Annotated in this window: 25 protein-coding genes and 2 pseudogenes; 21 read left to right on the top strand and 6 right to left on the bottom strand. The window is 73.7% G+C overall.

The annotated features are described in order from the left end of the window. Positions 1 to 58: 58 nt before the first annotated feature. The 6 genes and pseudogenes from ACFY3U_RS04935 to ACFY3U_RS04910 form a co-directional block, all read left to right on the top strand. Positions 59 to 637 (top strand): TetR/AcrR family transcriptional regulator, encoded by a 579-nt coding sequence (locus tag ACFY3U_RS04935; RefSeq protein ID WP_387194994.1) that lies wholly within the window; start codon positions 59 to 61, stop codon positions 635 to 637. Positions 638 to 682: 45 nt separating this feature from the next. Then, a complete protein-coding gene (locus ACFY3U_RS04930; RefSeq protein WP_387194991.1) occupies positions 683 to 2,005 on the top strand; it encodes a low temperature requirement protein A in 1,323 nt (440 codons plus the stop codon). A 126-nt stretch (positions 2,006 to 2,131) separates the two neighbouring features. Then, positions 2,132 to 3,046 (top strand): LLM class flavin-dependent oxidoreductase, encoded by a 915-nt coding sequence (locus ACFY3U_RS04925; protein ID WP_387194988.1) that lies wholly within the window; start codon positions 2,132 to 2,134, stop codon positions 3,044 to 3,046. 96 nt (positions 3,047 to 3,142) lie between these two features. Further along, positions 3,143 to 3,412, top strand: a complete 270-nt coding sequence (locus tag ACFY3U_RS04920) for a type II toxin-antitoxin system Phd/YefM family antitoxin (RefSeq protein ID WP_387194985.1) — start codon at positions 3,143 to 3,145, stop codon at positions 3,410 to 3,412. A 19-nt stretch (positions 3,413 to 3,431) separates the two neighbouring features. Beyond that, positions 3,432 to 3,821: a type II toxin-antitoxin system VapC family toxin gene (locus ACFY3U_RS04915; protein ID WP_387194983.1), complete on the top strand. Its 390-nt coding sequence runs from the start codon at positions 3,432 to 3,434 to the stop codon at positions 3,819 to 3,821. Between the two features lie 53 nt (positions 3,822 to 3,874). Further along, positions 3,875 to 4,636 (top strand): annotated as a pseudogene (locus tag ACFY3U_RS04910) (aldo/keto reductase); the annotation flags it as partial. 360 nt (positions 4,637 to 4,996) lie between these two features. Here ACFY3U_RS04910 and ACFY3U_RS04905 read toward each other — a convergent pair. Further along, positions 4,997 to 5,227, bottom strand: coding sequence for a winged helix-turn-helix domain-containing protein (locus ACFY3U_RS04905; RefSeq protein WP_387194980.1), 231 nt, complete (start codon positions 5,225 to 5,227; stop codon positions 4,997 to 4,999). A 329-nt stretch (positions 5,228 to 5,556) separates the two neighbouring features. Between ACFY3U_RS04905 and ACFY3U_RS04900 the strand changes: the two genes are divergently transcribed. The 4 genes and pseudogenes from ACFY3U_RS04900 (at position 5,557) to ACFY3U_RS04885 (ending at position 7,374) form a co-directional block, all read left to right on the top strand. Further along, on the top strand, positions 5,557 to 5,856 hold the full coding sequence (locus ACFY3U_RS04900; RefSeq protein WP_387194977.1) for a hypothetical protein: 300 nt from the start codon (positions 5,557 to 5,559) through the stop codon (positions 5,854 to 5,856). A gap of 125 nt (positions 5,857 to 5,981) precedes the next feature. Next, complete coding sequence (locus ACFY3U_RS04895) at positions 5,982 to 6,116, top strand: hypothetical protein (RefSeq protein WP_387196001.1); 135 nt, start codon at positions 5,982 to 5,984, stop codon at positions 6,114 to 6,116. Then, a pseudogene (locus ACFY3U_RS04890) lies at positions 6,089 to 6,361 on the top strand (hypothetical protein); the annotation flags it as partial. The gene ACFY3U_RS04895 and the pseudogene ACFY3U_RS04890, both read left to right, overlap by 28 nt. Positions 6,362 to 6,474: 113 nt before the next feature. Further along, entirely contained in the window at positions 6,475 to 7,374 is a 900-nt protein-coding gene (locus ACFY3U_RS04885) for a TIGR01777 family oxidoreductase (RefSeq protein WP_387194974.1), read from the top strand. 173 nt (positions 7,375 to 7,547) lie between these two features. Here ACFY3U_RS04885 and ACFY3U_RS04880 read toward each other — a convergent pair whose 3' ends face one another. After that, positions 7,548 to 8,774 (bottom strand): alpha/beta hydrolase family esterase, encoded by a 1,227-nt coding sequence (locus tag ACFY3U_RS04880; RefSeq protein ID WP_387194971.1) that lies wholly within the window; start codon positions 8,772 to 8,774, stop codon positions 7,548 to 7,550. A gap of 204 nt (positions 8,775 to 8,978) precedes the next feature. Between ACFY3U_RS04880 and ACFY3U_RS04875 the strand changes: the two genes are divergently transcribed. From ACFY3U_RS04875 to ACFY3U_RS04850, 6 genes are all read left to right on the top strand, one after another. Further along, positions 8,979 to 10,805, top strand: coding sequence for a DUF2079 domain-containing protein (locus ACFY3U_RS04875; protein ID WP_387195948.1), 1,827 nt, complete (start codon positions 8,979 to 8,981; stop codon positions 10,803 to 10,805). A 56-nt stretch (positions 10,806 to 10,861) separates the two neighbouring features. Continuing rightward, positions 10,862 to 12,130, top strand: coding sequence for a hypothetical protein (locus ACFY3U_RS04870; RefSeq protein WP_387194968.1), 1,269 nt, complete (start codon positions 10,862 to 10,864; stop codon positions 12,128 to 12,130). Positions 12,131 to 12,202: 72 nt separating this feature from the next. After that, positions 12,203 to 12,844 (top strand): lipoyl(octanoyl) transferase LipB, encoded by a 642-nt coding sequence (gene lipB, locus ACFY3U_RS04865; protein WP_387194966.1) that lies wholly within the window; start codon positions 12,203 to 12,205, stop codon positions 12,842 to 12,844. A 97-nt stretch (positions 12,845 to 12,941) separates the two neighbouring features. Continuing rightward, positions 12,942 to 13,286, top strand: coding sequence for a YciI family protein (locus ACFY3U_RS04860; protein ID WP_387194963.1), 345 nt, complete (start codon positions 12,942 to 12,944; stop codon positions 13,284 to 13,286). A gap of 2 nt (positions 13,287 to 13,288) precedes the next feature. Next, entirely contained in the window at positions 13,289 to 14,521 is a 1,233-nt protein-coding gene (locus ACFY3U_RS04855) for an RNA polymerase sigma factor (protein ID WP_387194960.1), read from the top strand. Positions 14,522 to 14,539: 18 nt separating this feature from the next. After that, a complete protein-coding gene (locus ACFY3U_RS04850) occupies positions 14,540 to 14,932 on the top strand; it encodes a VOC family protein (protein WP_387194957.1) in 393 nt (130 codons plus the stop codon). Positions 14,933 to 15,270: 338 nt separating this feature from the next. On the opposite strand, the gene aspS is transcribed toward ACFY3U_RS04850, so the two are convergent. Next, the gene (gene aspS, locus ACFY3U_RS04845; RefSeq protein ID WP_387194954.1) at positions 15,271 to 16,557 is read right to left on the bottom strand and encodes an aspartate--tRNA(Asn) ligase; all 1,287 of its coding nucleotides are present in this window, start codon (positions 16,555 to 16,557) and stop codon (positions 15,271 to 15,273) included. Positions 16,558 to 16,949: 392 nt separating this feature from the next. Here aspS and lipA point away from each other — a divergent pair, with 392 nt between their 5' ends. The 3 genes from lipA (at position 16,950) to ACFY3U_RS04830 (ending at position 20,465) form a co-directional block, all read left to right on the top strand. Then, positions 16,950 to 17,996 (top strand): lipoyl synthase, encoded by a 1,047-nt coding sequence (gene lipA, locus ACFY3U_RS04840; protein WP_387194951.1) that lies wholly within the window; start codon positions 16,950 to 16,952, stop codon positions 17,994 to 17,996. 59 nt (positions 17,997 to 18,055) lie between these two features. Then, positions 18,056 to 19,669, top strand: a complete 1,614-nt coding sequence (locus ACFY3U_RS04835; RefSeq protein ID WP_387194948.1) for a DUF423 domain-containing protein — start codon at positions 18,056 to 18,058, stop codon at positions 19,667 to 19,669. Between the two features lie 106 nt (positions 19,670 to 19,775). Next, a complete protein-coding gene (locus tag ACFY3U_RS04830) occupies positions 19,776 to 20,465 on the top strand; it encodes a DUF4191 domain-containing protein (protein WP_387194945.1) in 690 nt (229 codons plus the stop codon). A gap of 98 nt (positions 20,466 to 20,563) precedes the next feature. Here the strand turns inward: ACFY3U_RS04830 and ACFY3U_RS04825 are convergent, their stop codons facing one another. Next, positions 20,564 to 20,986, bottom strand: coding sequence for an RDD family protein (locus ACFY3U_RS04825; RefSeq protein ID WP_387194942.1), 423 nt, complete (start codon positions 20,984 to 20,986; stop codon positions 20,564 to 20,566). Positions 20,987 to 21,231: 245 nt separating this feature from the next. Between ACFY3U_RS04825 and glnA the strand changes: the two genes are divergently transcribed. Both glnA and ACFY3U_RS04815 read left to right on the top strand, forming a co-directional pair. Further along, positions 21,232 to 22,656: a type I glutamate--ammonia ligase gene (gene glnA / locus ACFY3U_RS04820; protein WP_387194939.1), complete on the top strand. Its 1,425-nt coding sequence runs from the start codon at positions 21,232 to 21,234 to the stop codon at positions 22,654 to 22,656. 206 nt (positions 22,657 to 22,862) lie between these two features. Further along, a complete protein-coding gene (locus ACFY3U_RS04815; RefSeq protein ID WP_387194936.1) occupies positions 22,863 to 23,429 on the top strand; it encodes a dihydrofolate reductase family protein in 567 nt (188 codons plus the stop codon). Between the two features lie 15 nt (positions 23,430 to 23,444). On the opposite strand, the gene mptB (ACFY3U_RS04810) is transcribed toward ACFY3U_RS04815, so the two are convergent. Together mptB (ACFY3U_RS04810) and mptB (ACFY3U_RS04805) are read right to left on the bottom strand one after the other, a co-directional pair. Then, positions 23,445 to 24,938, bottom strand: coding sequence for a polyprenol phosphomannose-dependent alpha 1,6 mannosyltransferase MptB (gene mptB / locus ACFY3U_RS04810; protein ID WP_387194933.1), 1,494 nt, complete (start codon positions 24,936 to 24,938; stop codon positions 23,445 to 23,447). A 35-nt stretch (positions 24,939 to 24,973) separates the two neighbouring features. Next, the gene (mptB, locus tag ACFY3U_RS04805) at positions 24,974 to 26,389 is read right to left on the bottom strand and encodes a polyprenol phosphomannose-dependent alpha 1,6 mannosyltransferase MptB (protein ID WP_387194930.1); all 1,416 of its coding nucleotides are present in this window, start codon (positions 26,387 to 26,389) and stop codon (positions 24,974 to 24,976) included. Positions 26,390 to 26,407 lie beyond the last annotated feature (18 nt).

The following is a 26,407-nucleotide window of genomic DNA, read 5'->3' as shown; positions in this document are numbered from 1 at the left end:
GACTAACCGGAGGATCCTCCGGTTGCCAACCGCAGCCCGTCATCGGCGAGGAGGAGACGTGCCGGAGCCCGGACCCCGACCACTGCGCGCCGACGCGGCCCGCAACCGTGAGCGCCTGCTGGAGGCGGCCGTCCGGGCGTTTTCCCGCCCCGGCCCCGAGGTAACGCTGGACGCCGTCGCCCGGGAGGCGGGCGTCGGCATCGGCACCCTCTACCGCCACTTCCCCACCCGGGACGCGCTGGTCGAGGCCGCCTACCGCAACGAACTGGCGAAGCTCTGCGACGCGGCCGCCGACCTGCTCGACCGGCTGCCCCCGGACCAGGCGACCCGGGCGTGGATGGAGCGGTTCGTCGACTACCTGGCCACCAAGCGCGGGATGGCCGACGCGCTGCGGCAGGTGATCGCCACCGGGGCCAACCCGTTCGCGCAGAGCCGGGACCTGCTGGTCGGCGCGCTGGCCCGGCTGCTCACCGCGGGCGCCGCCGCCGGAACGGTCCGCCCGGACGTGGACCCGGCGGACGTACTGGCCGGGCTCTCCGGGGTGTCGCTGGCCGCCGGCGGGCCGGAGGCCCGGGAGCTGGCCGGCCGCCTGCTCGACCTGCTCATGGACGGCCTGCGGTACGGCCGGACGGGTTGAGGCGGAATCGCCGCCGGCGCGGTCGGACGCTGAAAAAGTGGACGGATGGGCGGTGGGCGGCGCAGCAGGCGGCTGGGCCCCGCCGTCGCCGTCGCACCCGGCGCCCGGGTCGACCGCTTCGAGATCTTCTTCGACCTGGTCTTCGTCTTCTCGTTCTTCATCATCACCCGGGCCACCGCGCTGCACATCACCGGCGCGTCGCTCCTGCACGCCCTGCTGGTGCTCGCCGTGCTCTGGTGGGCCTGGGTGGTGCACAGCATCGTCGCCACCCGGGTCAGGCTCGGCGAGGGTTTCGTCCCGGTACTGATGACGGTGGGAATGGCGGCGCTGTTCACCTTCGCCCTCGCCCTACCGCAGGCCTTCCAGGATCCCCGGGGCAACGCCGCCGGGCCGCTGGTGGCGGCGGGGAGCTACGTCGTCATCCGCCTCGTGCACCTGACGCTCTACCTGCACGCCGTCCGGGACAGCCCGAACGAGCGCCGCCAGTTGCGGCAGTTCACCCCGGAGCTGATCGCCAGTACGCTGGTGTTCCTCGCCGCCGCCCTGGTCCCTGTCCGGATCAGCGACCCCGGGACGGCCGCGCTGGTGCGGGACTCGCTGTGGACCGCGGTGGTGCTGGTGCAGTACAGCAGCGGCATGATCGCCGGAACCTCGGGGTGGGGGATCACCTCGGCGGAGCACTGGACCGAGCGGTACGACCTGATCCTGATCATCGCTCTCGGCGAGTCGGTGATCTCGGTCGGCGTGGGCAGCAACCTGATCGGCCAGCCACCGACCTGGCCGGCGGTCACCGCCGCGGTACTCGGCATCATCTTCACGGCGGCCCTCTGGTGGGCGCACTACGACATGATCGGGCCGGCCGCCCGGATCGCCCTGCACGCGGCGAAGGACGGCCCCCGGGTGGCGATGGCCCGGGACGCGTACTCCTACCTCTACCTGCCGATGATCGCCGGAATCATCCTGTTCGCCCTCGGCGCCGAGGGGATCGTGCACCAGATCGCCGATCCGCACCTGACCACCAACGCCCCGGCGATCAGTCCCAACGTGCCGCTGCTCTTCGGCGGGGTGATCTGCTATCTCAGCGCGAACATGCTGTTTCAACTGCGTACCCTGCGCACGGTCAGCTGGACCAGGATCGGCGCCGTGCTGGTGCTGGTGGCGGCCATGCCGGTGGCCGGCGCGCTGCCCGCGCTGGCCGCGCTCGGCGTGCTGACCGCGATCTGCGTCGGCCTGGTGGCCACCGAGGTGGTGGTCTTCGCCGACGCCCGGCGGGCCCTGCACGAACTGATCTTCGAGGAGCGGACCACCCACGAGGCGAACGAGGCCGCCTGGCGGGCCCGCTGGCACGAGCCGGACGAGGGCGAGTGACCACGGCCGCCCAGTCCTGTCGGGCGGTTGCCCGGCGGGTCACTACGCCGAGTGCGAATTCGCCGGTCGGCAGAATCGGCGCCTCCGGGGTGGCCGGGCCTACGCCACCCGGGCAGGCTCGGCCCGGTGACCACCTTCTCGCTCCAGTCCACCCCCGCCGACGCGGCGAGCTGGCTCGACCTGGCCCGCCGCGCCGAGTCCGCCGGCTTCGCCGCGCTGCTCGCCGCCGACCACCCCGGCGCGGTCACCTCCCCATTCGTCGCGCTGGCCGCCGCCGCGTCGGTGACCTCGACGATCGAGCTGGGCTCGTACGTGTCGAACCTCGGCGTCCGGGAGCCGCTGCTGCTCGCCACCGACGTGGCCACCCTCGACCTGGTCTCCGGCGGCCGGGCCCGGCTCGGCGTCGGCGCCGGCCACACCCCCGCCGAGTGGCACGCGGTGGGCCGCGAGCGCCCAGACGTGGCCGGTCGGGTCCGCCGCTGTGTCGCCGTCGCCGAGGCGGTCCGGGCCCTGCTCGACGGCGCCACGGTGACCGTCGACTCCGCCGATCTGGTGACCCGGGACGCCCGGCTGGACAGCCCCCGGCCGGTGCGTGAGCGCATCCCGCTGACCATGGGCACCGCCAACTCGACCCTGCTGCGCTGGGCCGGCGCGCACGCCGACGTGGTCGGGCTGACCGGCTTCGGGCGTACCCTCGCCGACGGCCACGCCCACGACGTGCGCTGGCGGCCCGACCAGATCGAGGCGCAGCTGGCCTGCGTCGCGGCGGGCGCGGCCGGCCGGAGCGACCCGCCCGCGCTGGAGGCGCTGGTGCAGCAGGTGGTGGTCACCGACGACGCGGAGGCCGTCGCGGCGGAGCACGCGAAGGAGCTCGGCCTGACCGTCGCCGAGCTGCTGGCCACCCCGTTCGTGCTGATCGGCACCGCGGACGAGATCGTCGCCGCGGTCGCGGAGCACGAGCGCCGCTGGGGCGTCACCCGCTTCGTGGTACGCCGGGACGCGCTCGACCCGCTCACCCCGGTACTGGCCCGACTGGCGTGACGGTGCGAGAGGCGAGGGGCATCCTGATCCCGGCGGGCCAACTTTCGCGGATACCAGTGTGTAGCACCTTGTAGCACAGGGGGTTAAGCTCTATTCGTGGCTGAGCATGCTTCTCGAGAGATCACCCAACGCGAGTTGCGGAACGACTCCGGCTCGATCATGCGCGGCGTAGAACGGGGAGAGTCGTTCACGATCACCCGTAACGGCACGCCGATCGGTCGGCTGATCCCCATCAGGCGACGTACCTTCGTGCCGCGGGCCGAGGTGATGGCGGCCTTCGCCACCGCGCCCGTGCTCGACGGAGCGCAGTTCAGACGCGACCTGGACGAGGCACTCGACCAGGACCTGCCCGATCGTGAGTGGTGAGTCGCCGGCTCGTGGCCTGGTGGACACGAACATCGTCATCCACCTGCCCGGGCTGGACCCAGCCGAGCTGCCGGACGAGCTGGTCATCAGCGCCGTAACGCTGGCCGAACTCTCGGCAGGCCCACACCACGCGGACGAGCCTCGGGAAAGAGCGCGCCGCATGAGCCTGCTCCAGCACGCAGAAGCCACCTTCGACCCACTTCCGTTCGATGCAGAAGCGGCGCGCGCATTCGGTCTGATATCCGCTGCCGTGCTCGCCGCAGGACGCGGCACCCGTCGCCGCATCGCCGACCTGATGATCGCCTCGGTGGCACACACGAACGACCTGCCCCTGTACACCACCAACCCCGCCGACTTCGTCGGACTGGACGACCTGGTGACCATCCGTCCGGTGCGTCGTCCTTCCTGAGCCGAGGGCAGGCACCGGTACCACCCTGGCTGGCTCAGGTCGGCTGTTCGTAGAAGCGGATCTTCTCGCGGGCGTTGGCCGGCCGCGCGACGACGCGGTTCGGCAATGTCTCCGACGAGGCCACCCGGCGGTGGACCGGCACCGACGCCGGCCCCGCGTACGCGGTGACCAGCCTGGAAGAGTCGCTGCGCCGGCTCGGCACCGACCACGTCGACCTGTACCAGCTGCACCTCAACGACCTGCCAGCGTCCGCCGCGCTCGACCTGGTCGACGCCCTGGAGGGCCTGGTCACCCAGGGCAAGATCCGGGCGTACGGCTGGAGCACCGACAACCCCGCGTCGGCGCGGGCGTTCGCCGAGGCGGGGCCGCACTGCGCCGCCGTGCAGCACGACGAGTCGGTGTTCAAGGACAACCCGGAGATGTTCGCGGTCTGCGACGCGCTCAACCTGGCCAGCCTCAACCGCGGCCCGCTGGCGATGGGCCTGCTCACCGGCTCGACCCGGTCGGTCGGCCCGGACGACGTACGCGGCCGGGCACCCGAGTGGCTGGTCTGGTTCCGCGACGGCCGCCCCACCCCGCAGTGGTCGGCCCGGCTGGAGCGGATCCGGGCGGCGCTGACCGCCGACGGCCGCACCCTCGCCCAGGGCGCGCTGGGCTGGCTGCTGGCCCGCAGCCCGCGCACCCTGCCGATCCCCGGGTGCCGCACGGTCGCCCAGGCCGAGGAGAACTTCGGCACCCTGGCGTACGGGCCACTGCCCGCCGACGCCTTCGCCGAGGTGGAGCGGTTGCTGGCGGACCTGCGAGCGGCAGCCTGAACAGTTGGCGGCACCGACGGAGCGGGTCGGGTCGGTGCCGCCGGCCCGGGGCGCGGTTGTCCCTCACCTCGTCCGTCGAGGAGTGGACGTGCGGTCGTAGAGGCCGTCTTCCTCGGCGTCCGCCGTCATGCGATCGAGAATCTCGCGCCGCTCACGGAGCGTGCGCTCCTGGTGGTCGTCAGGGTCGCGCGGCTCTCGGAGATGGCCTCCCTGCAGGCAAGGTGGCGGTATCGCTCGGTCCTGACCTGTATCCATCCCGCTCCTTTGGAGCTGATGACGCAAACGCATCACTTGGCCGACCGGTCCAGCGCTCGATCCCCTCAGCGTGGCGACCGTGCCGGACCTGCCCTCCTGCCCGGCCTACGCCATTGGCGACTTCTCGATCACGAAGACGCCCAAGCCGTGCACGCCCTCCACCAGCCCTTCGGTCTTCAGGACGATCATGGCGTGGTTGACCACCCCCGCCGACACACCGTGCTGACTGCACAGCTGAGCCGTGGACGGCAACTTGTCGCCGGGGGCGAGTTCTCCGGACGCGATCTGCTCGCGGATGAGATCCGCGAGCTGCGCCCACTTCGGTTTGGCGGGCATCTACTCTCCCTGGTCTGCACCGCCATTTGAGCACGCCAACTCTTTTACTGACAAGTAAGAGGTACTAGGTGGTTGACCTATGAGTGGTACTAAGTATAAGTTCGCATCGACCCGCTCACCTGGTCTGCAAACCGCGAGCTGGTCGTCCTGTGGGAGCACCCGGCCGGCCACTTCCCCGGTGACCGGCCGGGTGCTCCCTGCCCGCGACCAGCAGTCGTCGGGCTTCATCCGAGCAGGCCCGGGGCGGGTGCCGGGCTCCGGCCGACCCTGCGCGCGCACGGTCGACCCCGCCCGCCCCGGCGCCACTGACCGAAACGGAGGCGACCGACGTGCGGTCGACGACCGACGAACCGGTGGACGCGATGGAACGGGTGCTCGGTGAGCTGCCCCAACCGTGGCTGGCCACCATCGAGGACGTACGGCTCGCCCTGCGGGCGCTGCGCGTGCACCAGCCGGAGGAGTGGCCCACCGGTGCGCTGTGCCGGGCCGACCGGACCCCGTACCCCTGTCTGGTGCATCGCTGGGCACGGCGGCTGCTGTGCTCGCGCGGCCTGCCCGACCAGGTGGTCGACGGGCTCGTCGCGCGTGGCGGGCAGTTGGTCGACGTACCCGGTGGTGGGTCGTGCTGAGGTGGCCGCGACGGAACGCGACGCCGGTTCCGCTCGCGCCGCGGCACCGGCGAACCTGGCGGTACGGGCGACGGTGGTGCTCGTGCGGGCTACGGTGGACCGGCTGCCCGGACCGGCACACCCCGGTGCCCACCGAGCCGCCCACGCCACCGCCGAACACCCGCTGGTGGGACGAGGCGACCCGGGCGAACCCGCAGGTCGGACGGGTCGGCTGGCTCACCCCGGCGCAGACCTGGCGGGCCAACGGCGGCCGGTGGTGAGCGTCCCGCACACGCCGCTGCGCCCGCTGTGGCTCTGCCGGTGCTGCGCGGGGCCGTGGCCGTGCGCCGCGGCCCGGTTGGCCCTCCGGCACGAGTACGCACACGACCGGGTCGCGCTACTGGTCTACCTGGGCGGGATGCTGCACGACGCGGCGGACGAGCTGCACCGGCTACGCCCGGACGACGGGCCGACGGCGCAACAATTGTTCGCCCGCTTCCTCGGTTGGGCGATTCCGCGCCGACCGGCGGAGCCCGGAGCTGCCGTCGAGCCTTCCCAGGACGCTTTCGGCCCGGGTGCGACGAGTGAGGGATTTCGCTCAACGCATCCAAGTCGCCGTCCGTACCCGAAGATATGAGCATGCGGATCCTGATGGCCGGCGCGTCCGGCTTCCTCGGCACCCGGCTGGTCGACCGGCTCACCGCCGACGGGCACCAGGTCACCAGGCTGGTGCGGCGGCCACCGCGCACCCCCGACGAGCGGCAGTGGAATCCGTCCGCGGCGCAGCTCGACCCGGCCGTGGTGGCCGGGTCCGACGCGGTGGTGAACCTGGCCGGCGCCGGGGTGGGCGACAAGCGGTGGGACGACGCCTACAAGCAGCTGATCCGGTCCAGTCGGGTGGACACCACCAGCACCCTGGCGATCACCATCGCCGGCCTGCCGGCCGCGGACCGGCCGACCGTGCTGCTCAACTCGTCCGCCGTCGGCTGGTACGGCAACACCGGCGACCGGGCCGTCGAGGAGGACGCCCCAGCCGGCGAGGGCTTCCTGGCCGACGTCTGCCGGGTGTGGGAGGCCGCGACCCGGCCGGCCGAGGACGCCGGGGTACGGGTGGTGCGGCTGCGCACCGGGCTGCCGCTGCACCGCGACGGTGGGCTGCTCAAGCCGCAGCTGCTGCCGTTCAAGCTGGGCATCGCCGGGCGGCTGGGCAGCGGCCGGCAGTGGCTGCCGTGGATCTCCATGCGGGACTGGCTGGACGCGGCGGCGTTCCTGCTGGAGCGGGACGACATCGCCGGCCCGGTCAACGGCGTCGGCCCGGCCCCGGTGACGAACGCCGAGTTCACCCGGGAGCTGGCCAGGCAGCTGCACCGCCCGGCGCTCATCCCGATCCCCGCGCTGGCCCTGAAGGTCGCCCTGGGCGGCTTCGCCCAGGAGGCCCTCACCAGCACCCGAGCCCTCCCCGCAGTGCTGACCAGGACCAACTTCCCCTACGCCCACCCCACCCTGGCCACGGCCATCCACGCCGCCCTGACGGACTAACCCCCCGGCACACCCGCCTGGCCGCCCGCCCGCCTGCCGTCGTCGATCATGGAGTTGTGGCTGTCGACAAAGGCGGCGAGCCTGACAAATCAGGTGCCACAACTCCATGATCGACGGGCCGGGGCCAAGGCCAGGGCCGGCGGGCGGGGCGGGTCAGGTGGGGTGGGGTGGGGTCAGCAGCCGATCACCCAGTAGCTGGGGGCGGTCTGCTTGAGGGTGGTCGTGTAGAAGGTGTTGTAGAGGCCCATTCGTTGGTTGCTGCCGAGGGCGTAGGCGTAGCCGGCGGACTGGTAGGCGCGGCCGGCGGCCACGTGGGCGTAGTTGCTGGCCGTGACGCAGGTCGGGGACGCGGTCGGGGTCGGGGTGGGCGTGGGGGTCACGGTCGGCGACGGGGTGGCCGTCGGGGTCGGGGTGGGGGTGCCGCCGCCGGGGTTCAGGCCGAAGAACAGGGCGTCGCGGTACGTCGAGCAGATGGTGTCGAGGAAGTACGCGGCTGCCGTGCCGCACTGGTCGGCGCCGGCGCCCGGGTCGACGGGCGTGCCGTGGCCCATGCCGGAGACCCGGTAGACCCGGACGGCGTCGTTGCCGTACACCTCCATGCTGGTGCCGGCGGGCAGCGACGACGTGCTGGTCGGGGTCTGCGACACGCCCAGCACGTTGGTCCACTGGTCCCGGCTCTCGGTGGCGTTCGCCGGCACCACGGTGGTGTCCGAGGTGCCGTGCCAGACGGACACCCGGGGCCGGCGTCCGGAGTACCCCGGGTACGCGTTGCGCACCAGGTCACCCCAGGCGGCCGGGGTCTTGTCCACGCCGCTGTACTGGCAGGTGCTGGTCGCCGCCGGCGGCGAGCAGCGGTACGGGATGCCGGCGATCACCGAGCCGGCGGCGAACACGTCCGGATAGGTGGCGAGCATGACCGAGGTCATCGCCCCGCCGGCCGACAGCCCGCTGACGAAGACCCGCCTGCCGTCCAGGCCGTAGTTCGACGTCGCGTAGTCGACCATCTGCCGGATCGACAGCGCCTCGCCCTGCCCCCGGCTGATGTCCCCCTCGACGAACCAGTTGAAGCAGCTCAGCGACTGGTTCGCGGACGACTGCTGGGGCACGATCAGGGCGAACTTCCACAGGTCGGCGTACTTCTGCCAGCCGGAGTTGGCGAAGTAGCCGGCGGCGTTCTGGGTGCAGCCGTGCAGCAGCACCACCGCCGGGGCGTTGGCCGGCAGGCCGTCCGGGCGGTACGCGTACATGGCCAGGTTGCCGGGGTTCGAGCCGAAGCCGGCGACCTGGGTCAGGCTGGCGGCCTGGGCCGGCGCGGCCACGGCGACCAGGGCGGCGGCGGCCAGCGCGGCCCCGGCGACCGCCCCGGCGAGCCGGGTGAGAAGGGACGATGAGCGGCGCACGGCGACCTCCCGTAGCAGACGGTGAGCTGAGTCACCCCCGAGTTGCCGCGACGTTACGTCGATGTTTCCGGCCGACGACATGGCCACCGCTCACACATTCGTCGCTGCCGATGTGGCGGTGGATCGCCCGGCGCGTCGCCGCGGACCGGCTTTCGTGTCCCACCGGTAGCGCCGGTTCCGGTTGGTAACGTCCGCTCCGTGCCGATCTCCGCCACCCGGACCGCCGACCAGCCGCCCGCCCCCGCGCCCGCCGTCGGCCCGGGTCGCCGGGCCGACCTGGTGGTGACGCTCGCCGCGATCGCGCTGGCCGTCTGGGTGACCAGCGGGCTCTGGCGCGACCCGAACCACCGGGCGATCACGGTCAACTCCAGCGACCAGGCGCTCTTCGAGTGGCTGCTCGCCTTCGGCGGGCACGCGCTCACCCACGGCGAGAACCCGCTCTTCACCCACCTGATCAACGTGCCGGACGGGGTGAACCTCGCGGTCAACACCTCGATCACCGTGTACGCGGCGGTCTTCGCCCCGCTGACGTACCTGGTCGGGCCGCCGGCCACCTTCCTGGTGGTGCTCACCCTCAACCTGGTCGCCACCGCGCTGGCCTGGTACTGGCTGCTGTCGCGGCACCTGGTGCGCAGCCGACTCGCCGCCGGGACGGGCGCGTTGTTCATCGCGTACTCCCCGGGCATGGTGGCGCACGCCAACGCCCACCTGAACTGGACCGCGGGCTGGCTGGTGCCGCTGCTGATCCACGGCGTGTTCGCGCTGCGCCGGCCGGAGCACCGGTGGCGCAACGGCGTGCTGCTGGGCGTGCTGGTCGCGGTGGCGTTCTCGATCGCCGCCGAGGGGCTGTTCTTCACCGCCCTGGCGCTCGCCGTGTTCCTCGCCGCCTGGGCGCTGCACCCGGCCCGCCGCGCCGAGGCCCGGGCGGCGCTGCCGCACTTCCTGCGCGGGCTGGCGGTCACCGCGCTGGTGGCCGGGGTGCTGCTGGCGTACCCGCTGTGGCTGCACTTCGCCGGGCCGCAGCGCTTCCACGGCACCGGCTTCGACCCGATCATCCACTCCGAGGACATCGCGGCGTTCGGGGCGTACCCGAGCCGGTCGCTGGCCGGGGCGGCCGGGCTGGACACCGGGCTGGCGCCCAACCCGACCGAGGAGAACTCGTTCTTCGGGGTGCCGCTGCTGCTGCTCGCGGTGGCCTGCTTCGCGCTGCTGTGGCGGCGCGCCGACCGGGCTCGCCGGGCCACCCTCGCCGCGCTGGGGACGACCGCGCTGGTCTTCGCGGTGCTGTCCTGGGGGCCGGTGGCGAAGTGGGCCGGCACCCGTACCGGCCAGATACTGCCGTTCGGCGTGCTGGACAACCTGCCGGTGGTCAACGCCGCCCTGCCGTCCCGGCTGGCGCTGGTGGTCGCCCCGGTGATCGGCGTGCTGCTGGCGTACACGGTGGACCTGCTGCGGGCGGACCCGCCGCGCCGCCGCGGCACGGCGGTGGCCTGGGTGGTCGGCTTCGCGGTGGCGCTGCTGCCGCTGCTGCCGGTGCCGCTGCTGACCACCGTCCGCCCGCCGGTGCCGCAGTTCATCACCGCCGGCACCTGGCGGCAGTACGTCCCGCCGGGCGGGGTGCTCACCCCGCTGCCGCTGACCCTGGACGTCACCCCGGACGGTCAGCGCTGGCAGGCGTACGCGCTGGCGCACCGGCAGGGCGAGTTCCGCATCCCGGCCGGGTTCTTCCTCGGCCCCGGCGGCCCGGACGGCCGGGGCCGGATCGGTCCACCGCCGCGCACCCTCGACACCCTGATGGACGAGGCCGCCCGGTACGGCCTGATGCCGATCGTCACCGACGGCAGCATCCGGCTGGTCCGGGCCGACCTGCGCTACTGGGGTGTCGACGCGGTGGTGCTCGCCGACGAGGTGGACGGCGCCAAGTACGACGTCGACGAGGAGACCGTGCGCCGCACCGCCACCGCCCTGCTCGGCGAGCCGCGCCGGGTCGACGACGTCTGGCTCTGGACCCGGCCGCCCGGCGGCTGGTGACCGACGCGCCACCGACGGGGCGGCGCGGGACGGCGCCGATGGTGTGCAATGGAGCGATGTCCGGTCGCCGACTCCTCGCGATGGTGGGTGCGACGCTGGCGCTCGCCGCCGCGCTGCCGGCCGGCGTGCCCGCGGCCGCCGCGCTGCCGGCCGGTGCGACCGCGGCCGGCGACGGCCAGGCCGAGGTGCCGCGGCGGCTGCACGACCCGTGGCTGTGGCAGGCCACCGTCGGGCAGCGCCCGGTCGGCCCGGCGACCGTCGTCTTCCACACCGACCAGACGCGCTACTTCGAGTCGACCGGGGTGCTGGTCGGCCGGGACGGCGGCTACCGGCTCCTCTACCAGGACATCGGCGAGGACGACGGGCTGCTCTCCCCCGACGGGCGGCACTATCTGCGGCCCGGCCGGGGCACCCTGATCGACCTGACCACCGGCGACGAGCGGCCCACCCATCCCCGCGGCATCCGCGCGCTGGCCTGGTCCCCCGACGGCCGGACGGTGCTGGGCACCCGCGACAACGACGACGCCGTGATCACCTACGGGCCGGACGGCCAGGCCCTGAACGACCCCGCCCACCCGGACACCCTGGTGACCGTCGACCCGTTCTCGGGCGCGGAACGGCGGGTCGACCCCGGCCCGTACGCCAGCCACGCGGCCGGCGCCTGGTCGCCCGACGGCGCGCTGGTCGCGGTGGCCGGGCCGCCGGACGAGGCCGCGGTGATCTCCGGGCGGCAGCGGTTGACCGTCCTCGACCCGGCCACCGGCCGGGTCAGTTGGCGGGTCGACCTGGACGAGCGGCACGCGCTGGCCGGCCGGGGCGCGTGGTCCCCGGACGGGCGCCGGGTCGCCCTGCTCGCCGTCGACGGCTGCACGACCCGCTGCCGGGACGACGCCGAGCTTGTCGCCCAGGCCTGGCGGCTGGAGTTCCTGGACGCGGCGACCGGCCGCCCGGTCGGCATCCCGGTGCCGGTCGACGGCCTAGCCGAGGAGCTGCTCGGCTGGCAGGGCGCCGACCCCGTGGTGGAACGGCACTCCCGCGACGAGGACTCCCACGCCCGGCACACCGAGATCGTGGCCGTCGGCCCCGGGGCGGGCGAGCGGGTCCTGGTCACCGCCCCGGCCGCGTCCACCGGGATCGAGATCCCCGGCCAGCTGCTCACCCGGGCGGCGTACGGGCAGGGCGAGCCCCGCCCCTCGCCCTGGGCCGCACCGTACTGGCTGTACGGCGTGCTGCTGGTGGTGCCCGGGCTCGCCGCCGCCCTGATCGTCTGGTGGCGCCGCCGGCGACGGCCCGCTCCGGCCGACCCGGTGGCTACCGCCGACTGACCGGCCCGGGCCGGCACTCGCGCGACGAGGCTCACGCCGGGTCGGGGGCCGGCGCGGGTCTACGCTGGTGGGGTGAGTGCGACTACTTCCGGGTTGGCGGCCGTACGGGCCGGGGTGCTCGACTACCAGGCCGCGTGGGACGAGCAGCGGCGGCTGCACGAGGCGGTGGTGGCCGGCGAGCGCGGCGACACCGTGCTGCTGTTGGAGCACCCGAGCGTCTACACCGCCGGCAAGCGCACCGAGCCGTGGGACCGACCGATGGACGGCACCCCGGTCGTCGACGTCGACCGCGGCGGCAAGATCACCTGGCACGGGCCGGGCCAGCTCGTCGGCTACCCGATCGTCAAGCTGCCCGACCCGGTGGACGTGGTCGCCTACGTGCGGCGCACCGAGCAGCTGCTGATCGACGTCTGCGCCGAGGTCGGGCTGGCCGCCGGCCGGGTCGAGGGGCGCAGCGGGGTCTGGGTGCCCGCGGACGACCGGGGGCCGGCCCGCAAGGTCGCCGCCATCGGCATCCGGGTGGCCCGCGGGGTGACCCTGCACGGCTTCTCGATCAACTGCGACTGCGACCTCGGGTACTTCGACCGGATCGTGCCGTGCGGCATCCGGGACGCCGGGGTCACCTCGCTCACCGCCGAGCTGGGCCGCCCGGTCACCGTGGCCGACGTGTTGCCGGTGGTCGAGCGCCACCTGCCGACCCTGCTGGTGGCCTGAAAAAAATCCGCCGAGGTGTCCCTGGGCCCACGAGGCCGTTCGTCCCTATGGTGAAGGCCGGCGACCACGCCGGCCGCGGACCCCACCGGAGACGATCATGCCCATGTACGTGGCCCTCATCTACACCGCCGACGTCGACTGGACCCGACCCGAGTACGCCAACGAGATGGCGGAGTACAACGAGTTCGGGGCGGCCGCCGCCGCGGTGATCCGGGGCGGCAGCGCGCTCTACCCCACCGCCACCGCCACCACCGTCCGGGTCTCCGGCGGCAAGGGCGGCGACGTGCTCACCACCGACGGCCCGTACGCCGAGACCAAGGAGGCGCTGACCGGCTTCTACCTGCTGGAGTGCGCCGACCTGGACGAGGCGGTCAAGGTCGCGTCGACCATCCCGGCGGCGTGGAACGGCGCCGTCGAGGTCCGGCCGGTCATCCAGTTCTGACGATGACCCCGGTGCTGCCCGGTGACGCGGCGGTAGAGCGGGTGGTCCGCGACGAGCGGACCAGGATCCTCGCCACGCTGATCCGCGTCACCGGCAGCGTCGACCTCGCCGAGGACGCCACCCAGGACGCGGTGCTGCGCGCCCTGGAGACCTGGCCGCGTGACGGCGTACCGGACAATCCGCGCGCCTGGCTGCAGGTGGTCGCCCGGCGGCGCGCGGTCGACCTGATCCGCCGGGAGGCGAACCGGGTCGGGAAGGAGGCCGAGGCGATGTCGCTGCTCGACCCCACCCCCGAGCCGCCCGAGGTGGTCCGCGACGACCTGCTGCGGCTGTTCTTCACCTGCTGCCACCCCACCCTGTCGCTGGACGCCCAGGTGGCGCTCGCGCTGCGCACGCTGGGCGGACTGACCACCGCCGAGGTGGCCCGGGCGCTGCTGCTGCCGGAGGCCACCCTGGCCAAGCGGCTCACCCGGGCCAAGCAGAAGATCCGCCAGGCGGGCATCCCGTACCGGGTGCCGGCTGCCGAGGAGCTGCCCGGCCGGCTCACCGGCGTGGCCAGCACCGTCTATCTGATCTTCAACGAGGGGTACGCGGCGGCCACCGGCGCCGACCTGGTGCGCGGCGCGCTGGCCGACGAGGCGCAGCGGCTGGCCCGGCTGCTCGCCGAGCTGATGCCGGACGAGCCGACCGTGCTCGGCCTGCGGGCGCTGCTGCTGTTGCAGGACTCCCGCCGGGCGGCGCGGACCGGCCCGGACGGGCGGTTGCTGCTGCTGGCCGAGCAGGACCGGTCCCGCTGGGACCGGGCCGCCGTGGTCGCGGGGGTCGAGCTGGTCGGGCGGGCGCTGCGCCGCACCCCCGACCACCCCGACCGGTACGTGGTGCAGGCCGCGATCGCCGCCTGCCACGCGCTCGCCCCGAGCTACGACCGGACCCCGTGGGACGCGGTGGTCTCCTGGTACGACGTGCTGCTCACCGTGGACGACACGCCGGTGGTCCGGCTGAACCGGGCCGCGGCCGTGGCCGAACGCGACGGCCCGGCCGCCGGCCTCGCCCTGGTCGACGCCCTGCCCGGCCTCCAGGCGTACCCGTGGTGGCACGCCACTCGCGCCGAGCTCCTGCGCCGCCTCGACCACCCCGTCGAGGCCGCCGCCGCGTACGACCGGGCGCTGGCGCTGGGCGTGAACGGCCCCCAGGCCGACCACTTGCGCCGCCGCCGCGCCGAGCTGACCGGCTGACTCGCGTACCGTCGGCGGGTGCGCATCGATCTGGTCACCCTGGTCGTCGACGAGTACGACCCGGCCATCGCCTTCTTCACCGGAGTGCTCGGCTTCGAGCTGGTCGAGGACTCCCCCGCTTCGACCAACGACGGCCGGCCCAAGCGCTGGGTGGTGGTCCGCCCGCCCGGCGGCGGCACCGGCCTGCTGCTGGCCCGCGCCGACGGTGAGCGCCAGCGGGCGGCGGTCGGCGACCAGACCCACGGCCGGGTGGGCTTCTTCCTCCAGGTCGACGACTTCGACGCCGCCTACCGGCGGATGGTCGAGGCTGAGGTGGAGTTCGTCAAGCTGCCGCGCACCGAGCCGTACGGCCGGGTGGCGGTCTTCCGCGACCTCTGCGGCAACAGCTGGGACCTGCTCGGCCCCGCCTGACCGGGTCCCCGTCTGACGCGTTGCGCACGGCTCCCACACCGGCCCACAGCAGGCACACTCAGTGACGTCGAGCCTACCGTCCAGGACACGTCCCCGCCCGCTTTGCTCTGCCGCCACGGACGCATCACTCACGATCGGTTACCGATGCGTACGCGGCAGCAGAGCAAAGCGGGGGAACGGGGCAGCGCCACCGGCGCGCGGCGTCTGAGATAAGGCCAGTTCAGCGACCCAAGGCCAGCCGGAGGCGCCGACGACCGATGGCCACCGCCGCCACGGCGGTGACGGTACGTGACGCCGGCGCCCTCCTTGCCCGAAGAGCACCCTGCGTGACGGCCGGGTCAGGGCGTCAGCCGGTGCAGGTCCCGCGGGAAGGCGGTCACCTCGCGCACGTTCGCGGCGCCGGTCAGCCGGGCGACGAAGCGTTCCAGCCCGATCGCGAAGCCACCGTGCGGCGGCATCCCGTGCCGGAACGCGTCCAGGTAGCCCGCGTACGGCGCGGCCGGCTCGCCCCGGGCCGCCAGCGCCGCCAGGTAGTCGGCGTGCCGGTGCAGCCGCTGGCCGCCGGTGACCAGCTCCAGGCCGCGAAAGAGCAGGTCGAAACCGTTCGAGTACGCCGGCCGCGCCGGGTCGGGGTGGGTGTAGAAGGGCCGCTTCGCCATCGGGTACCCGGTGACGAAGAGGAAGTCGCAGCCGTGCTCGGCCCGGGCCCACTCCCCCAGCGCCCGCTCGTGGGCCGGGGCCAGGTCCGGCTCGTCGGCCGGCGCCCCGGCGATCTTCAGCGCCTCGGTGAAGTGCACGGCCGGAATCTCGGCGGGCACCTCGGGCAGCGTCACGCCCAGCGTGGCCAGCGCGCCCCCGGCCCGCTCGGCCACCCCCGCCAGCATGCCGGCGAGGGTGTCGCGCAGCACCGCCATCACGTCCCGGTGGTCGGCCACGAAGCCCAGCTCGACGTCGAGCGAGGTGTACTGCGCCAGGTGCCGCGCGGTGTCGTGCGGCTCGGCGCGAAACACCGGCCCCACCTCGTAGACCCGCTCGAAGACCCCCACCATCAGCTGCTTGTAGAACTGCGGCGACTGGGCCAGGTACGCGGGCCGACCGAACCAGTCCAGCGCGAACACGTTCGCCCCGCTCTCGGTGGACGAGCCGACCACCTTCGGGGTGTGGATCTCGACGAAGTCCCGGGCGTCCAGCGTCGCCCGGAAGCCCGCCACCGCCGCCGCCGAGATCCGCAGCGCGGCCGACCGGGTCGGGTGCCGCAGCGCCACGGGTGCGTGCTCGAGCTGGGTGGGCAGGCCGGCGGTCAACGCAGGCCGGTACAGGTCGAACGGCGGCGGCTCGGCGGGCGGGCCGAGTGGTCGTACCGTCGGGTCGGTCAGCTCGACCCCGGCGGGCGCCGCGGGGTTCGCGGTGGCCGTGGCGAGCACCTCGACCACGGTCTCCTCCGGCAGCGACTCGACCACCGTGCGGACGGCCGGGTCGGTGACCACCACCTGGGCCAGGCCGGCGGCGTCCCGGACGATCAGGAAGGCCACCGACTTGAGCAGCCGGCGGCGGTGCACCCAGCCGGCGATCCGGATGGACTCCCCGACGTGGTGGCTGAGCTGGGCGGACAGGATGCGCTTCATGGTGGGCTGCTCCTCGGTCGATCGCCACGCCTGCGCCGCCCTCGGGCGGCGAAGCGTCGCCTCGGCCCCTGGCAGGTGTGGGCGAGCGGGAACCTCGCGGTGCCACCACACCTTCGCCCCCGCCGTGGCGGGGGCCTCGTTCGTCGCCTTTTCACCGGGGCCGGCCGGGCGGGCTCTACTGGGCGCCGACCGGCGCCGTTCTTCCCGCAGCTCGGGAGGGTCTTCGCGCGACCGGCGCCAGACCGCCTTCCAGCAACCGGCGGCTCTCTGCACTGGCGGATCGGCGCGCTACTCGGCTCCGTCACAGCTCTGCCGGCGAAGCTAGCAGGCGAGCCGGTCAATGTAACGCGCATTTTTCCGCACTCGGTGTCCGGTGTCACAAGGCCTGCGGCGTGACGCCGGTCGCCCGACGCACATCGACCGCCGCCGTCCGGCGTAGGCTCGGTTTTGTGACGATCGAGCAGTCAGCGCCGACGACTCAGCAGGCAGCCCGCCCCGCGACGGTCGCCCCCGAGGGGCGCCGGATGCTGCGGATCGAGGCGCGCAACGCCGAGACGCCGATCGAGCGCAAACCCCCGTGGATCAAGGTCAAGGCCAAGATGGGCCCGGAGTACACCCAGCTGCGCGGGCTCGTCTCGCGCGAGGGGCTGCACACCGTGTGCCAGGAGGCCGGCTGCCCCAACATCTACGAGTGCTGGGAGGACCGCGAGGCCACCTTCCTCATCGGCGGCGACCAGTGCACCCGGCGCTGCGACTTCTGCCAGATCGACACCGGCAAGCCGGCCGAGTTCGACGCCGACGAGCCCCGCCGGGTCGCCGAGTCGGTGGCCACCATGGGCCTGCGCTACGCCACCATCACCGGTGTCGCCCGCGACGACCTGCCCGACGGCGGCGCCTGGCTCTACGCCGAGACCGTCCGGCAGATCCACGCGCTGCGCTCCGGCTGCGGCGTCGAGCTGCTGATCCCCGACTTCAACGCCGTCCCCGAGCAGCTCGCCGAGGTGTTCGGCTCGCGGCCCGAGGTGCTCGCGCACAACGTCGAGACGGTGCCGCGGATCTTCAAGCGGATCCGCCCGGCGTTCCGCTACGAGCGGTCGCTGGACGTGATCCGGCAGGCCCGCGCGGACGGCCTGGTCACCAAGAGCAACCTGATCCTGGGCATGGGCGAGGAGCGGGCCGAGGTGTCCCAGGCGCTGCGCGACCTGCACGACGCCGGCTGCGAGCTGATCACCATCACCCAGTACCTCCGCCCCTCCCCCCGGCACCACCCGGTGACCCGCTGGGTCAAGCCGGAGGAGTTCGTCGAGCTGCGCGAGGAGGCCGAGGAGATCGGCTTCGCCGGGGTGATGAGCGGGCCGCTGGTGCGCTCGTCGTACCGTGCCGGGCGGCTCTACCAGCAGGCGCTCGACGCCCGCGAGCAGGTCACCGCCGCCTCCTGAGGCGCCGGCATCCCGCGTCGGCCGCCGCCGGCCGCCGCGCGGATGTCATGATCACAGGCATGACCGCGGGGGTACGCCAGCAGGCGCGCGACGCGTCGCCCCCGGGTGGCCGTCGGTGGCCGGCGCCCCCGGTGCTGCTCGCCCTGCTGGTCGGGCTGGCCGGGGTCGGCTACCGGCTGGCGCTGGTGCTGGCGGACACCCCGCGGCACAACAGCGACGAGGCCACCATGGGGCTCGCCGCGCTGCACATCGCCCGCGGCGAGGACTTCCCGGTCTTCTTCTACGGCCAGGAGTACATGGGGGTGCTGGAGGCGTACCTGGCCGCACCGCTGGTGGCGCTGGCCGGGCCGTCGGTGCTCGCCCTGCGCCTGCCGCTGCTCGCGCTGTACGCGGTGTTCCTGCTGCTGGCCTGGCGGCTGACCCGCCGGCTCGGCGGCGACCGCTGGTTCGCGCTGCTGGTCGTCGGTCTGCTGGCCCTGGGCTCCGACCGAATCGTGAAGAACCAGCTGATCGCCGGGGGCGGCTACCCCGAGCTGAACCCGATCGGCGCCGGGCTGGCCCTGCTCACGCTGAGCCTGGCCACCCGCACGGCGGGCCGCCGACTCTGGCGGTACGCCGCGTTCGGGCTGCTCACCGGGCTGGTGCTCTGGGTCGACCCGCTGCTGCTGCCGTACCTGCTGGGTTTTCTCGGGGTGCTGCTGGCCGCCGCCCGGCGGGCACTGTGCGGCCGGGCCGGCCTGCTGCTGGCCGCCGCCACCCTGCTCGGCGCCGCCCCCCTGCTCGGGCACAGCCTGACCCACCGCCGCAACCCGGTCACCGCGATCCTGGCCGCCGGGGGCGCGGACGCGACGGCCCCCTGGGCCGACCGGCTGCACGGTGGGCTGGTGCTCGGCCCACCGCTCGGCATGGGCCTGTGCGCGCCGAGCGAGTGCGCCACCTGGCAGCTGTGGTGGGCGGTCGCCCTGCCCGTGCTGCTCCTGCTGGCCAGCCTGTCCGCCTGGTACGCGCTGTGCCGCCGCCCCGCCCCGGGCGCCGCCACCGTGCGCGAGCCCGAGACTGCGCCCAGCCTCCGGGTGGGGGCGGCAGCGGTGCGGCTCGCGCTGGTGCTCGGGGCGGTGGGGACGCTGGTGGCGTACACGGTCAGCAGTGCCGCCGGGCTGACCCCCGTGGAGAGCTCCCGCTACCTGTCCTGTCTGGGCCTCGCGCTGCCGGCGCTGCTCTGGCCGCTCTGGCAGGCGGCCCGGGGCGTGGCGGCCGGATGGCTGCGGGTGGTCGCGGTCGGCACGCTGGTGGCGCTGGTCGGCACCGCGGTCGTCGCCACCGCCGGGGCGATCGGCCGGGTGCCGGTGCAGCGGGCCGAGGAGCAGCGGCACCGGGCGCTGGTCGAGGCGCTGCGCGATCGGGACGTCCGGTACGTCTACGGCGAGTACTGGACTTGCAACCGGCTCGTCTTCGTCACCGGTGAGCAGATCCGCTGCGCGGTGGTCGACGAGCGGTTGCGCCCCGGCCATGACCGGCTGTCGGCGTACCGGCAGGCGGTGGAGCGCGCGGCCGACGCCGGGTACGTCGCGCCGGTCGGCTCCCCGCTCGCCGACCGGCTGGACCGGCAGCCCCCGCCCGGCCTGGCCCCGACGACGGTCGCCGGCTGGCGACTCTGGCTGCCCCGGCGCTGATCCCGGCAGCCGGAACCGGCGTACGGAAACCGGCCGTTCGGCGGCCGTTGGGTGCTGAGCCGGCCGGGGATCATCCGCCCGAGTGGGGACCACTAGACTCTGGGACATGGCAAAGCCCCAGGAGAAGGTCTCGTTCGGCCAGCGGCTGAAGCAGATCGGGATGGTGTTCCGGTTCACCGCCAAGCAGGACAGGTGGTTCGCGCCGCTGACCGCGGCCGCGGTGCTGATCCCGCTCGCGCTCACCGTGGTCGCGGTGATCCTCTGGGGCTGGATCTGGCTGCCGATCGGCATCCTGCTCACCCTGCTCGCCGTGCTGATCGTGCTGAACCTGCGGTCCAACAAGGCGATGATGAACGCCGCCGAGGGGCAGCCCGGCGCGGCGGCCCAGATCATGGAGAGCATGCGCGGCGACTGGCGGGTCACCCCGGCGGTCAGCTCCACCACGCAGATGGACATGGTGCACCTGGTCATCGGCCGGCCCGGCGTGATCCTGCTGGCCGAGGGCAACGGGCAGCGGGTCCGCGGCCTGCTCGGCCAGGAGAAGCGCCGGCTGGCCAAGGTGATCGGCTCGGCGCCGCTGCACGACTACGTGATCGGCCAGGGCGAGGGCGAGCTGCCGATCCGCAAGCTGCGGACCACCCTGATGCGGCTGCCGCGCACCCTCAACGGCAAGGACGTCAACGCGCTCGACAAGCGGCTCAAGGCGCTCACCGCCCGCCCGCAGATGCCCAAGGGCGCGATCCCGAAGAACATGCGGCCACCGGGCCGCTCGTTCCGCCAGTCGCGGGGCCGCTGACCCTCCCGACGTACGCGAAGAGCCGGTCCCGACGCACGGGCCCGGCTCTTTCCGTACGCCCCGGCTCTCTCCGTATGGAGCGCGGGGTGCTCGCTCGGTCAGGGGCGGGGGCTGCGGGCGGCGTCGGTGATCACCGAGTCGGCGAGCCGGTCGTGCAGGCCACGGCGGTGGCCGTCCATGATCAGGGCGGGCAACACCAGGGCGAGCAGCAGGCCGCGCAGCAGCGCCCGGGGCACGCCGAGCCGCCCACCGTCGGTCCAGTTCACGCAGCGAACCTTGGTGATGTACATGCCCGGGGTCTGGGCGAACAGGCCGAGGAAGAAGCCGTACTCCAGGACGAGCACCAGCACCGGCGCCCAGCCGTCCCGGACGGGGTCGGCGAAGCCGCGGGCGACGAGCAGGCAGAGCACCCAGTCGATCACCAGGGCGCCGAACCGGCGACCGAGGCTCGGCGGGGCGAAGGACGGGTCGGCGGCGGGCGGCACCGGCGCCGCGGCGTACGGGGTGGTCACGGTGCTCAAGGGTAGTCAGCGCCCGATGGCCGACGTGGTTCGGCGTCCAGCGAGGAATCGGGCTAAAACCATCAATTAGCCATCAACAGCCTCAACGGGTATCGTCCCACCGAGATCCGGATGGCACCGAGCGGGGCAGCTGACGCTCCGCGAGCGACGTAACACGGCAGAAACATAGGAGACATGGCCGGGCAACCCCACGGTCATACCGTCGCCAGAGCCCAGCCACCGGAGTGGACGTGCCAGGAGGACGTGTGTTTGCCAATCCCGAGGAACTCCTGCGATACCTCAAGAACGAGGACGTGAAGTTCGTCGACGTGCGTTTCTGCGACCTGCCCGGGGTGATGCAGCACTTCAACATCCCGGTCGAGTCCGTCAACGACGACCTCTTCACCGACGGCCTCGCGTTCGACGGCTCGTCGATCCGAGGCTTCCAGTCGATCCACGAGTCGGACATGCTCCTGCTCCCGGACGTCGCCACCGCTTTCCTCGACCCGTTCCGCGCGCAGAAGACCCTCGCACTGAACTTCTTCGTCCACGACCCGTTCACCCGCGAGGCGTACTCGCGCGACCCGCGGAACGTGGCGAAGAAGGCCGAGGCCTACCTGGCGGCGAGCGGCATCGCCGACACCGCGTACTTCGGCGCCGAGGCGGAGTTCTACATCTTCGACTCGATCCGCCACGAGACCTCGGCGCACCAGTCGTTCTACTACATCGACTCGATCGAGGGCGCCTGGAACACCGGCCGCGAGGAGGCGGGCGGCAACCGCGGCTACAAGACCGCGTACAAGGGCGGCTACTTCCCGGTGCCGCCGGTCGACCACTACGCCGACCTGCGCGACGGGATCGTGCGCCGGCTGGTCGACAGCGGCTTCACCGTCGAGCGGTCGCACCACGAGGTGGGCACCGCCGGCCAGTCGGAGATCAACTACAGGTTCTCCACCCTGCTGCACGCCGGCGACCAGCTCCAGCTGTTCAAGTACATCGTGAAGAACGAGGCGTGGGCCAACGGCAAGACCGCCACGTTCATGCCCAAGCCGCTCTTCGGTGACAACGGCTCCGGCATGCACACCCACCAGAGCCTCTGGCTGAACGGCGAGCCGCTGTTCTACGACGAGACCGGGTACGCCGGCCTGTCGGACACCGCCCGGTGGTACATCGGTGGCCTGCTGCACCACGCCCCGTCGCTGCTGGCCTTCACCAACCCGACGGTCAACTCGTACCGCCGGCTGGTGCCGGGCTTCGAGGCGCCGGTCAACCTGGTCTACTCGCAGCGCAACCGGTCCGCCTGCACCCGCATCCCGGTGACCGGCAGCGACCCGAAGGCCAAGCGGGTCGAGTTCCGGGTGCCGGACCCGTCGGCGAACGTCTACCTCGCCTTCTCGGCGATGATGATGGCCGGCCTGGACGGCATCAAGAGCAAGATCGAGCCGCCGGCGCCGATCGACAAGGACCTGTACGACCTCCCGCCGGAGGAGTGGGGCGACGTCAAGCAGGTGCCGGGCTCGCTGCCGGCCGTGCTCGACTCGCTGGAGGCCGACCACGACTACCTGCTCGACGGCGGCGTCTTCACCCCCGACCTGATCTCCACCTGGGTCGACTGGAAGCGCGCCAACGAGGTCGACCCGGTCCGCCTGCGGCCGACCCCGCACGAGTTCGCGATGTACTTCGACTGCTGAGGCAGATCAAGGCCCACGGACGGCGGTCACGCCCGGCTCCCAGCCGGCGTGGCCGCCGTTTTCGTGTCGACCGGGCGCGCCGTCGACGAGCAGCCGCCGTTCCCGTGGAACTCTCTCCCGGGATGGTGTCGGATCCGGTCCGAGTCGTTCGTGGAACGGGAGGATGACATTCCCATCGGTTCCCACGCGCACCGGGAGGTAGCGGCATGGCGGCAAAACTGATCTACGTGAACAACGTGTCGATCGACGGCTACATCGAGGATGAGAAGGGGGCCTTCGACTTCGGCCCGCTCGACGACGAGGTGTTCACGTTCACCACCGACCTCCTGCGGTCGGTCGGCACCTTCCTCTACGGCCGGCGCCTGTACGAGTCGATGGCGCTCTGGGAGACCGACCCCGCACTGGCCGCGCAGTCCGACCTGATGGCCGAGTTCGCACGCGTCTGGCAGGCGGCGGACAAGATCGTCTACTCCACCACCCTCAGCTCGGTGTCGACCGCCGACACCGGCCTGGAGCGCCGCTTCGACCCCGACGCCGTACGACGCCTGAAGGAGACGGCCGAGAGCGACCTCACCATCGGCGGCGCCAACCTGGCGGCGCAGGCCATCCAGGCCGGGCTGGTGGACGAGTGCCAGTTGCTCGTCTGGCCCACCGCCGTCGGCGGCGGCAAGCCCGGGCTGCCCACCGGCGTACGCACCGACTTCACGCTCCTCGACGAGCGCCGGTTCGGCAACGGCGTCCTGCTCCTGCGCTACCGCCCGCTCGGTCACTGAGGCGGCAGCGCCGGGTCAGCGCGCCCGGGCCTCGATTCGGCGGGCCCTGGCCCGGCGGGCCGCCCACCAGGCCAGCGCCACCAGCAGCGCGGTCATCGCGATCGCCCCGGGCGCCTTGGCGTAGCGGGCCACCGTGGTGCCGTCCGGCAGGGTCAGGAAGGCCGCCACCGCGGCCGGCAGCACGAACCAGGTGGTACGCCGGGCCGAGACGGCCAGCACCGCCAGCGGCCAGGTGGCATACCAGGGGTGGAACACCGGGGCCAGGGCCACCGTCGCGGCCAGCGCGGCACCGGCCCCGAACAGCGCGACCCGGGGCCGGGCGGCCTCGATCCGGCGGACCCGCTGCGGCACGTCGTTCAGCCCGCGCAGCGCCGTCCAGGCCCGCCACCAGAGCACCGCCAGCAGCACCACCAGCAGCACCAGCGCCACCGCCCGGGCGGCCGGCACCGCGCCCGGGTGCCGGCCGGCCGACGCGCCGACGTAGTTCACGACGAAGCCGACCGCGGTCGGCGGTGAGGTCCACTGCTGCGAGTCGCCGCTGCGGGCCAGCCCGGCCACCCAACCCAGCCCCAGGCCGGACAGCGCCGAGGTGGCCGCCAGGGTGACCAGCACCCCGGCCGCCAGCAGGCCGCCGTCGCGCGCCAGCGCCCGCCAGGTGTACCGGCCGAGCACCGCGGCCAGCGCGGCGAACGGCAGTACCACCACGGCGGTCGCCTTGACCGAGACGGCCAGCCCGAGCAGCACGCCCGCCACCAGCAGCGCCCGCGGCTTGCCGGGCAGTCGCACCAGCACCAGCAGGGCGAGCAGCAGCAGCCCGAGCATCACCGCGTCGTTGTGTGCGCCGGCCACCAGGTGCACGCCGACCAGCGGGCTGGCCAGCGCCAGCCAGGCCGCCCGGCTGGTCGGCACCCCGCCGGCCCGGGCCAGCCCCGGCAGGCAGAGCCCGGCCAGCAGCACCCCGGCCAGGGCGAACAGCCGCAGCACCAGCAGCGTGCCGACCAGGCCGCCGCCGACCGTGGCGGCCAGCGCGGCGAGCAGCACGAAGAACGGGCCGTACGGGGCCGGGGTGTCCCGCCACATCGGCGCCACCGACTCCAGCCACGGGCAGCCCGCGGCGGCCACCCCGACGGCGTACGGGTCACTGCCGTGCGCGTACGACCAGCCCTGGCAGGCGTACGAGTAGACGTCCCGGCTGGACAGCGGCGGCGCGGCGAGCAGCGGCAGCAGCCACAGCCCCGCCGTGAGGTACGCCCAGCGGGTCGACGGGACGCCCCGGCGCAGCGCCCACCAGGCGCCCACCATCAGCCCGGTGCCGGCCAGCCAGCAGACCAGCGTCCAGGGGCCGTTGCGGTCCAGCCACGGGCCGGTGAGCGGGGCGTGCGGCAGCGCCCCGCCGAGCCAACCGGTCACGGTCAGCAGGACGGCGCCGGCCAGCCCGACGTACCGGGCGAGGCGGGCACGGCGGTCGGTCGGTGCGGCGGGCGCGGTCGGTGGGGCGGGCTCGGTCACCGGCCACCCCTCCCCGCCCGACGTGGAGCGGGCGGTCATGCGTCGGCGGGAACCGGCCGGCGGGCCGCCCGGGCCGACCGTACCAAGCGGACCGTCACCACGATCACCAACAGCGTCATCAGCGGCGCGCCGGGCATCTTGGAGTACTTGGCCAGGCCGGTGCCGTTCGCCAGCACCAGGAACGACGACACCAGCGCGACCAGGGCGAACCAGCGGGTGTCCCGGCGGGCGGTGGCGGCCAGCAGCACCAGCGGCCAGGTCCAGTACCAGGGGTGGTAGAGCGGGGCCAGCGCCACCGTGGCGGCCAGCGCCAACCCGGCGTGCCAGAGCGGGTCACGGGTGCGGGCCCGCCACCACAGCCAGACCAGCAGCACCGCCAGCACCAGCACGCCGATCGCCCGGGTCACCGGCACCGCGTTGATGTGCGCGCCGAACAGCACCGCCACGTACCCGGCGGTCTGCCCGACCGCGGTCGGCGGTGACGTCCAGGCGATCACCAGGCTGCCCTGCTCCAGGCCGCCGATCCAGCCGAAGTCGAGGCCCGCCGCGGCGGTCACCGCGACTAACGCGGCCAGCGCGCCGCCGACCACCGGGCCGCCGTCGCGCAGCAGGGTCCTGATCGAGTACGGCCCGGCCATCGCGGCCAGCGCGGCGAACGGCACCACCACCAGCGCGGTCACCTTGATCCCCGCGGCCAGCCCGAGCAGCACCCCGCCGGCCAGCAGCGGCCAGCGGCGGCCCGGCCGGGACGCCACCACGGCCAGCCCGGCGACCAGCAGGCCGATCATCAGCGCGTCGTTGTGCGCCCCGGCGACCAGGTGCACGCCGACCAGCGGGGAGGCCAGCGCCAGCCAGATCGCCCGCTCGACCGGCACTCCGCAGCGGCGGGCCAGCACCGGCAGGCAGGCCGCGGTGAGCGCCACCCCGGCGACCGCCAGCAACCGGAACAGCACGATGCTGCCCGCCAGCGAGCCGGTCGCCTTCACGATCGCCCCGGCGAGCACCACGAACAGCGGCCCGTACGGCGCCGGGGTGTCCCGCCAGATGAACGAGATGGTGTCCAGCCACGGGCACGGCAGCGCCGAGACCCCCTGCTCGTACGGGTTGATCCCGGCCGAGAAGCTCGCCCCCTGGCAGGCGTACGCGTAGGCGTCCCGGCTGGCCAGCGGCGGCGCGACCAGCAGCGGGAGCAGCCAGAGCCCGGCGGTGACCAGGGCCCAACGGGCCGACGGCACCCGGTCGCGCAGCGTCCACCAGGCCCACGCCATCAGCCCGAGCCCGAGAAACCACAACCCGATGACCAGCGGCCCGAACCGGCCCTGCCAGACGGCCACCGGGTCGGCGTCCAGCGGTGCGCCGGGCAGCACGCCGCCCAGGAACCCGGTCACGGCCAGCACCGCCGAGCCGGTCAGTCCGATCCAGCGGGAGAGGTGGTGAGACACGTCCGACATGCTGCCAGTAGTGCGGAC

It is taken from the genome of Micromonospora sp. NPDC000089, from assembly GCF_042899365.1.
Classification (GTDB): domain Bacteria; phylum Actinomycetota; class Actinomycetes; order Mycobacteriales; family Micromonosporaceae; genus Micromonospora.
Note: the sequence above shows the minus strand (reverse complement) of the source record. Positions and strands in the feature narration are given on the sequence as shown.

What these genes read in the sequence shown, in the direction of transcription:
- ACFY3U_RS04930 (WP_387194991.1), top strand. Translation starts at nt 683, where the DNA reads ATGGGCGGTGGGCGGCGCAGCAGGCGGCTGGGCCCCGCCGTCGCCGTC.
- ACFY3U_RS04885 (WP_387194974.1), top strand. Translation starts at nt 6,475, where the DNA reads ATGCGGATCCTGATGGCCGGCGCGTCCGGCTTCCTCGGCACCCGGCTG.
- ACFY3U_RS04830 (WP_387194945.1), top strand. Translation starts at nt 19,776, where the DNA reads ATGGCAAAGCCCCAGGAGAAGGTCTCGTTCGGCCAGCGGCTGAAGCAG.
- ACFY3U_RS04855 (WP_387194960.1), top strand. Translation starts at nt 13,289, where the DNA reads ATGACCCCGGTGCTGCCCGGTGACGCGGCGGTAGAGCGGGTGGTCCGC.
- ACFY3U_RS04870 (WP_387194968.1), top strand. Translation starts at nt 10,862, where the DNA reads ATGTCCGGTCGCCGACTCCTCGCGATGGTGGGTGCGACGCTGGCGCTC.
- ACFY3U_RS04905 (WP_387194980.1), bottom strand. Translation starts at nt 5,227, where the DNA reads ATGCCCGCCAAACCGAAGTGGGCGCAGCTCGCGGATCTCATCCGCGAG.
- ACFY3U_RS04835 (WP_387194948.1), top strand. Translation starts at nt 18,056, where the DNA reads ATGACCGCGGGGGTACGCCAGCAGGCGCGCGACGCGTCGCCCCCGGGT.
- ACFY3U_RS04815 (WP_387194936.1), top strand. Translation starts at nt 22,863, where the DNA reads ATGGCGGCAAAACTGATCTACGTGAACAACGTGTCGATCGACGGCTAC.
- ACFY3U_RS04860 (WP_387194963.1), top strand. Translation starts at nt 12,942, where the DNA reads ATGCCCATGTACGTGGCCCTCATCTACACCGCCGACGTCGACTGGACC.
- mptB (WP_387194930.1), bottom strand. Translation starts at nt 26,389, where the DNA reads ATGTCGGACGTGTCTCACCACCTCTCCCGCTGGATCGGACTGACCGGC.
- aspS (WP_387194954.1), bottom strand. Translation starts at nt 16,557, where the DNA reads ATGAAGCGCATCCTGTCCGCCCAGCTCAGCCACCACGTCGGGGAGTCC.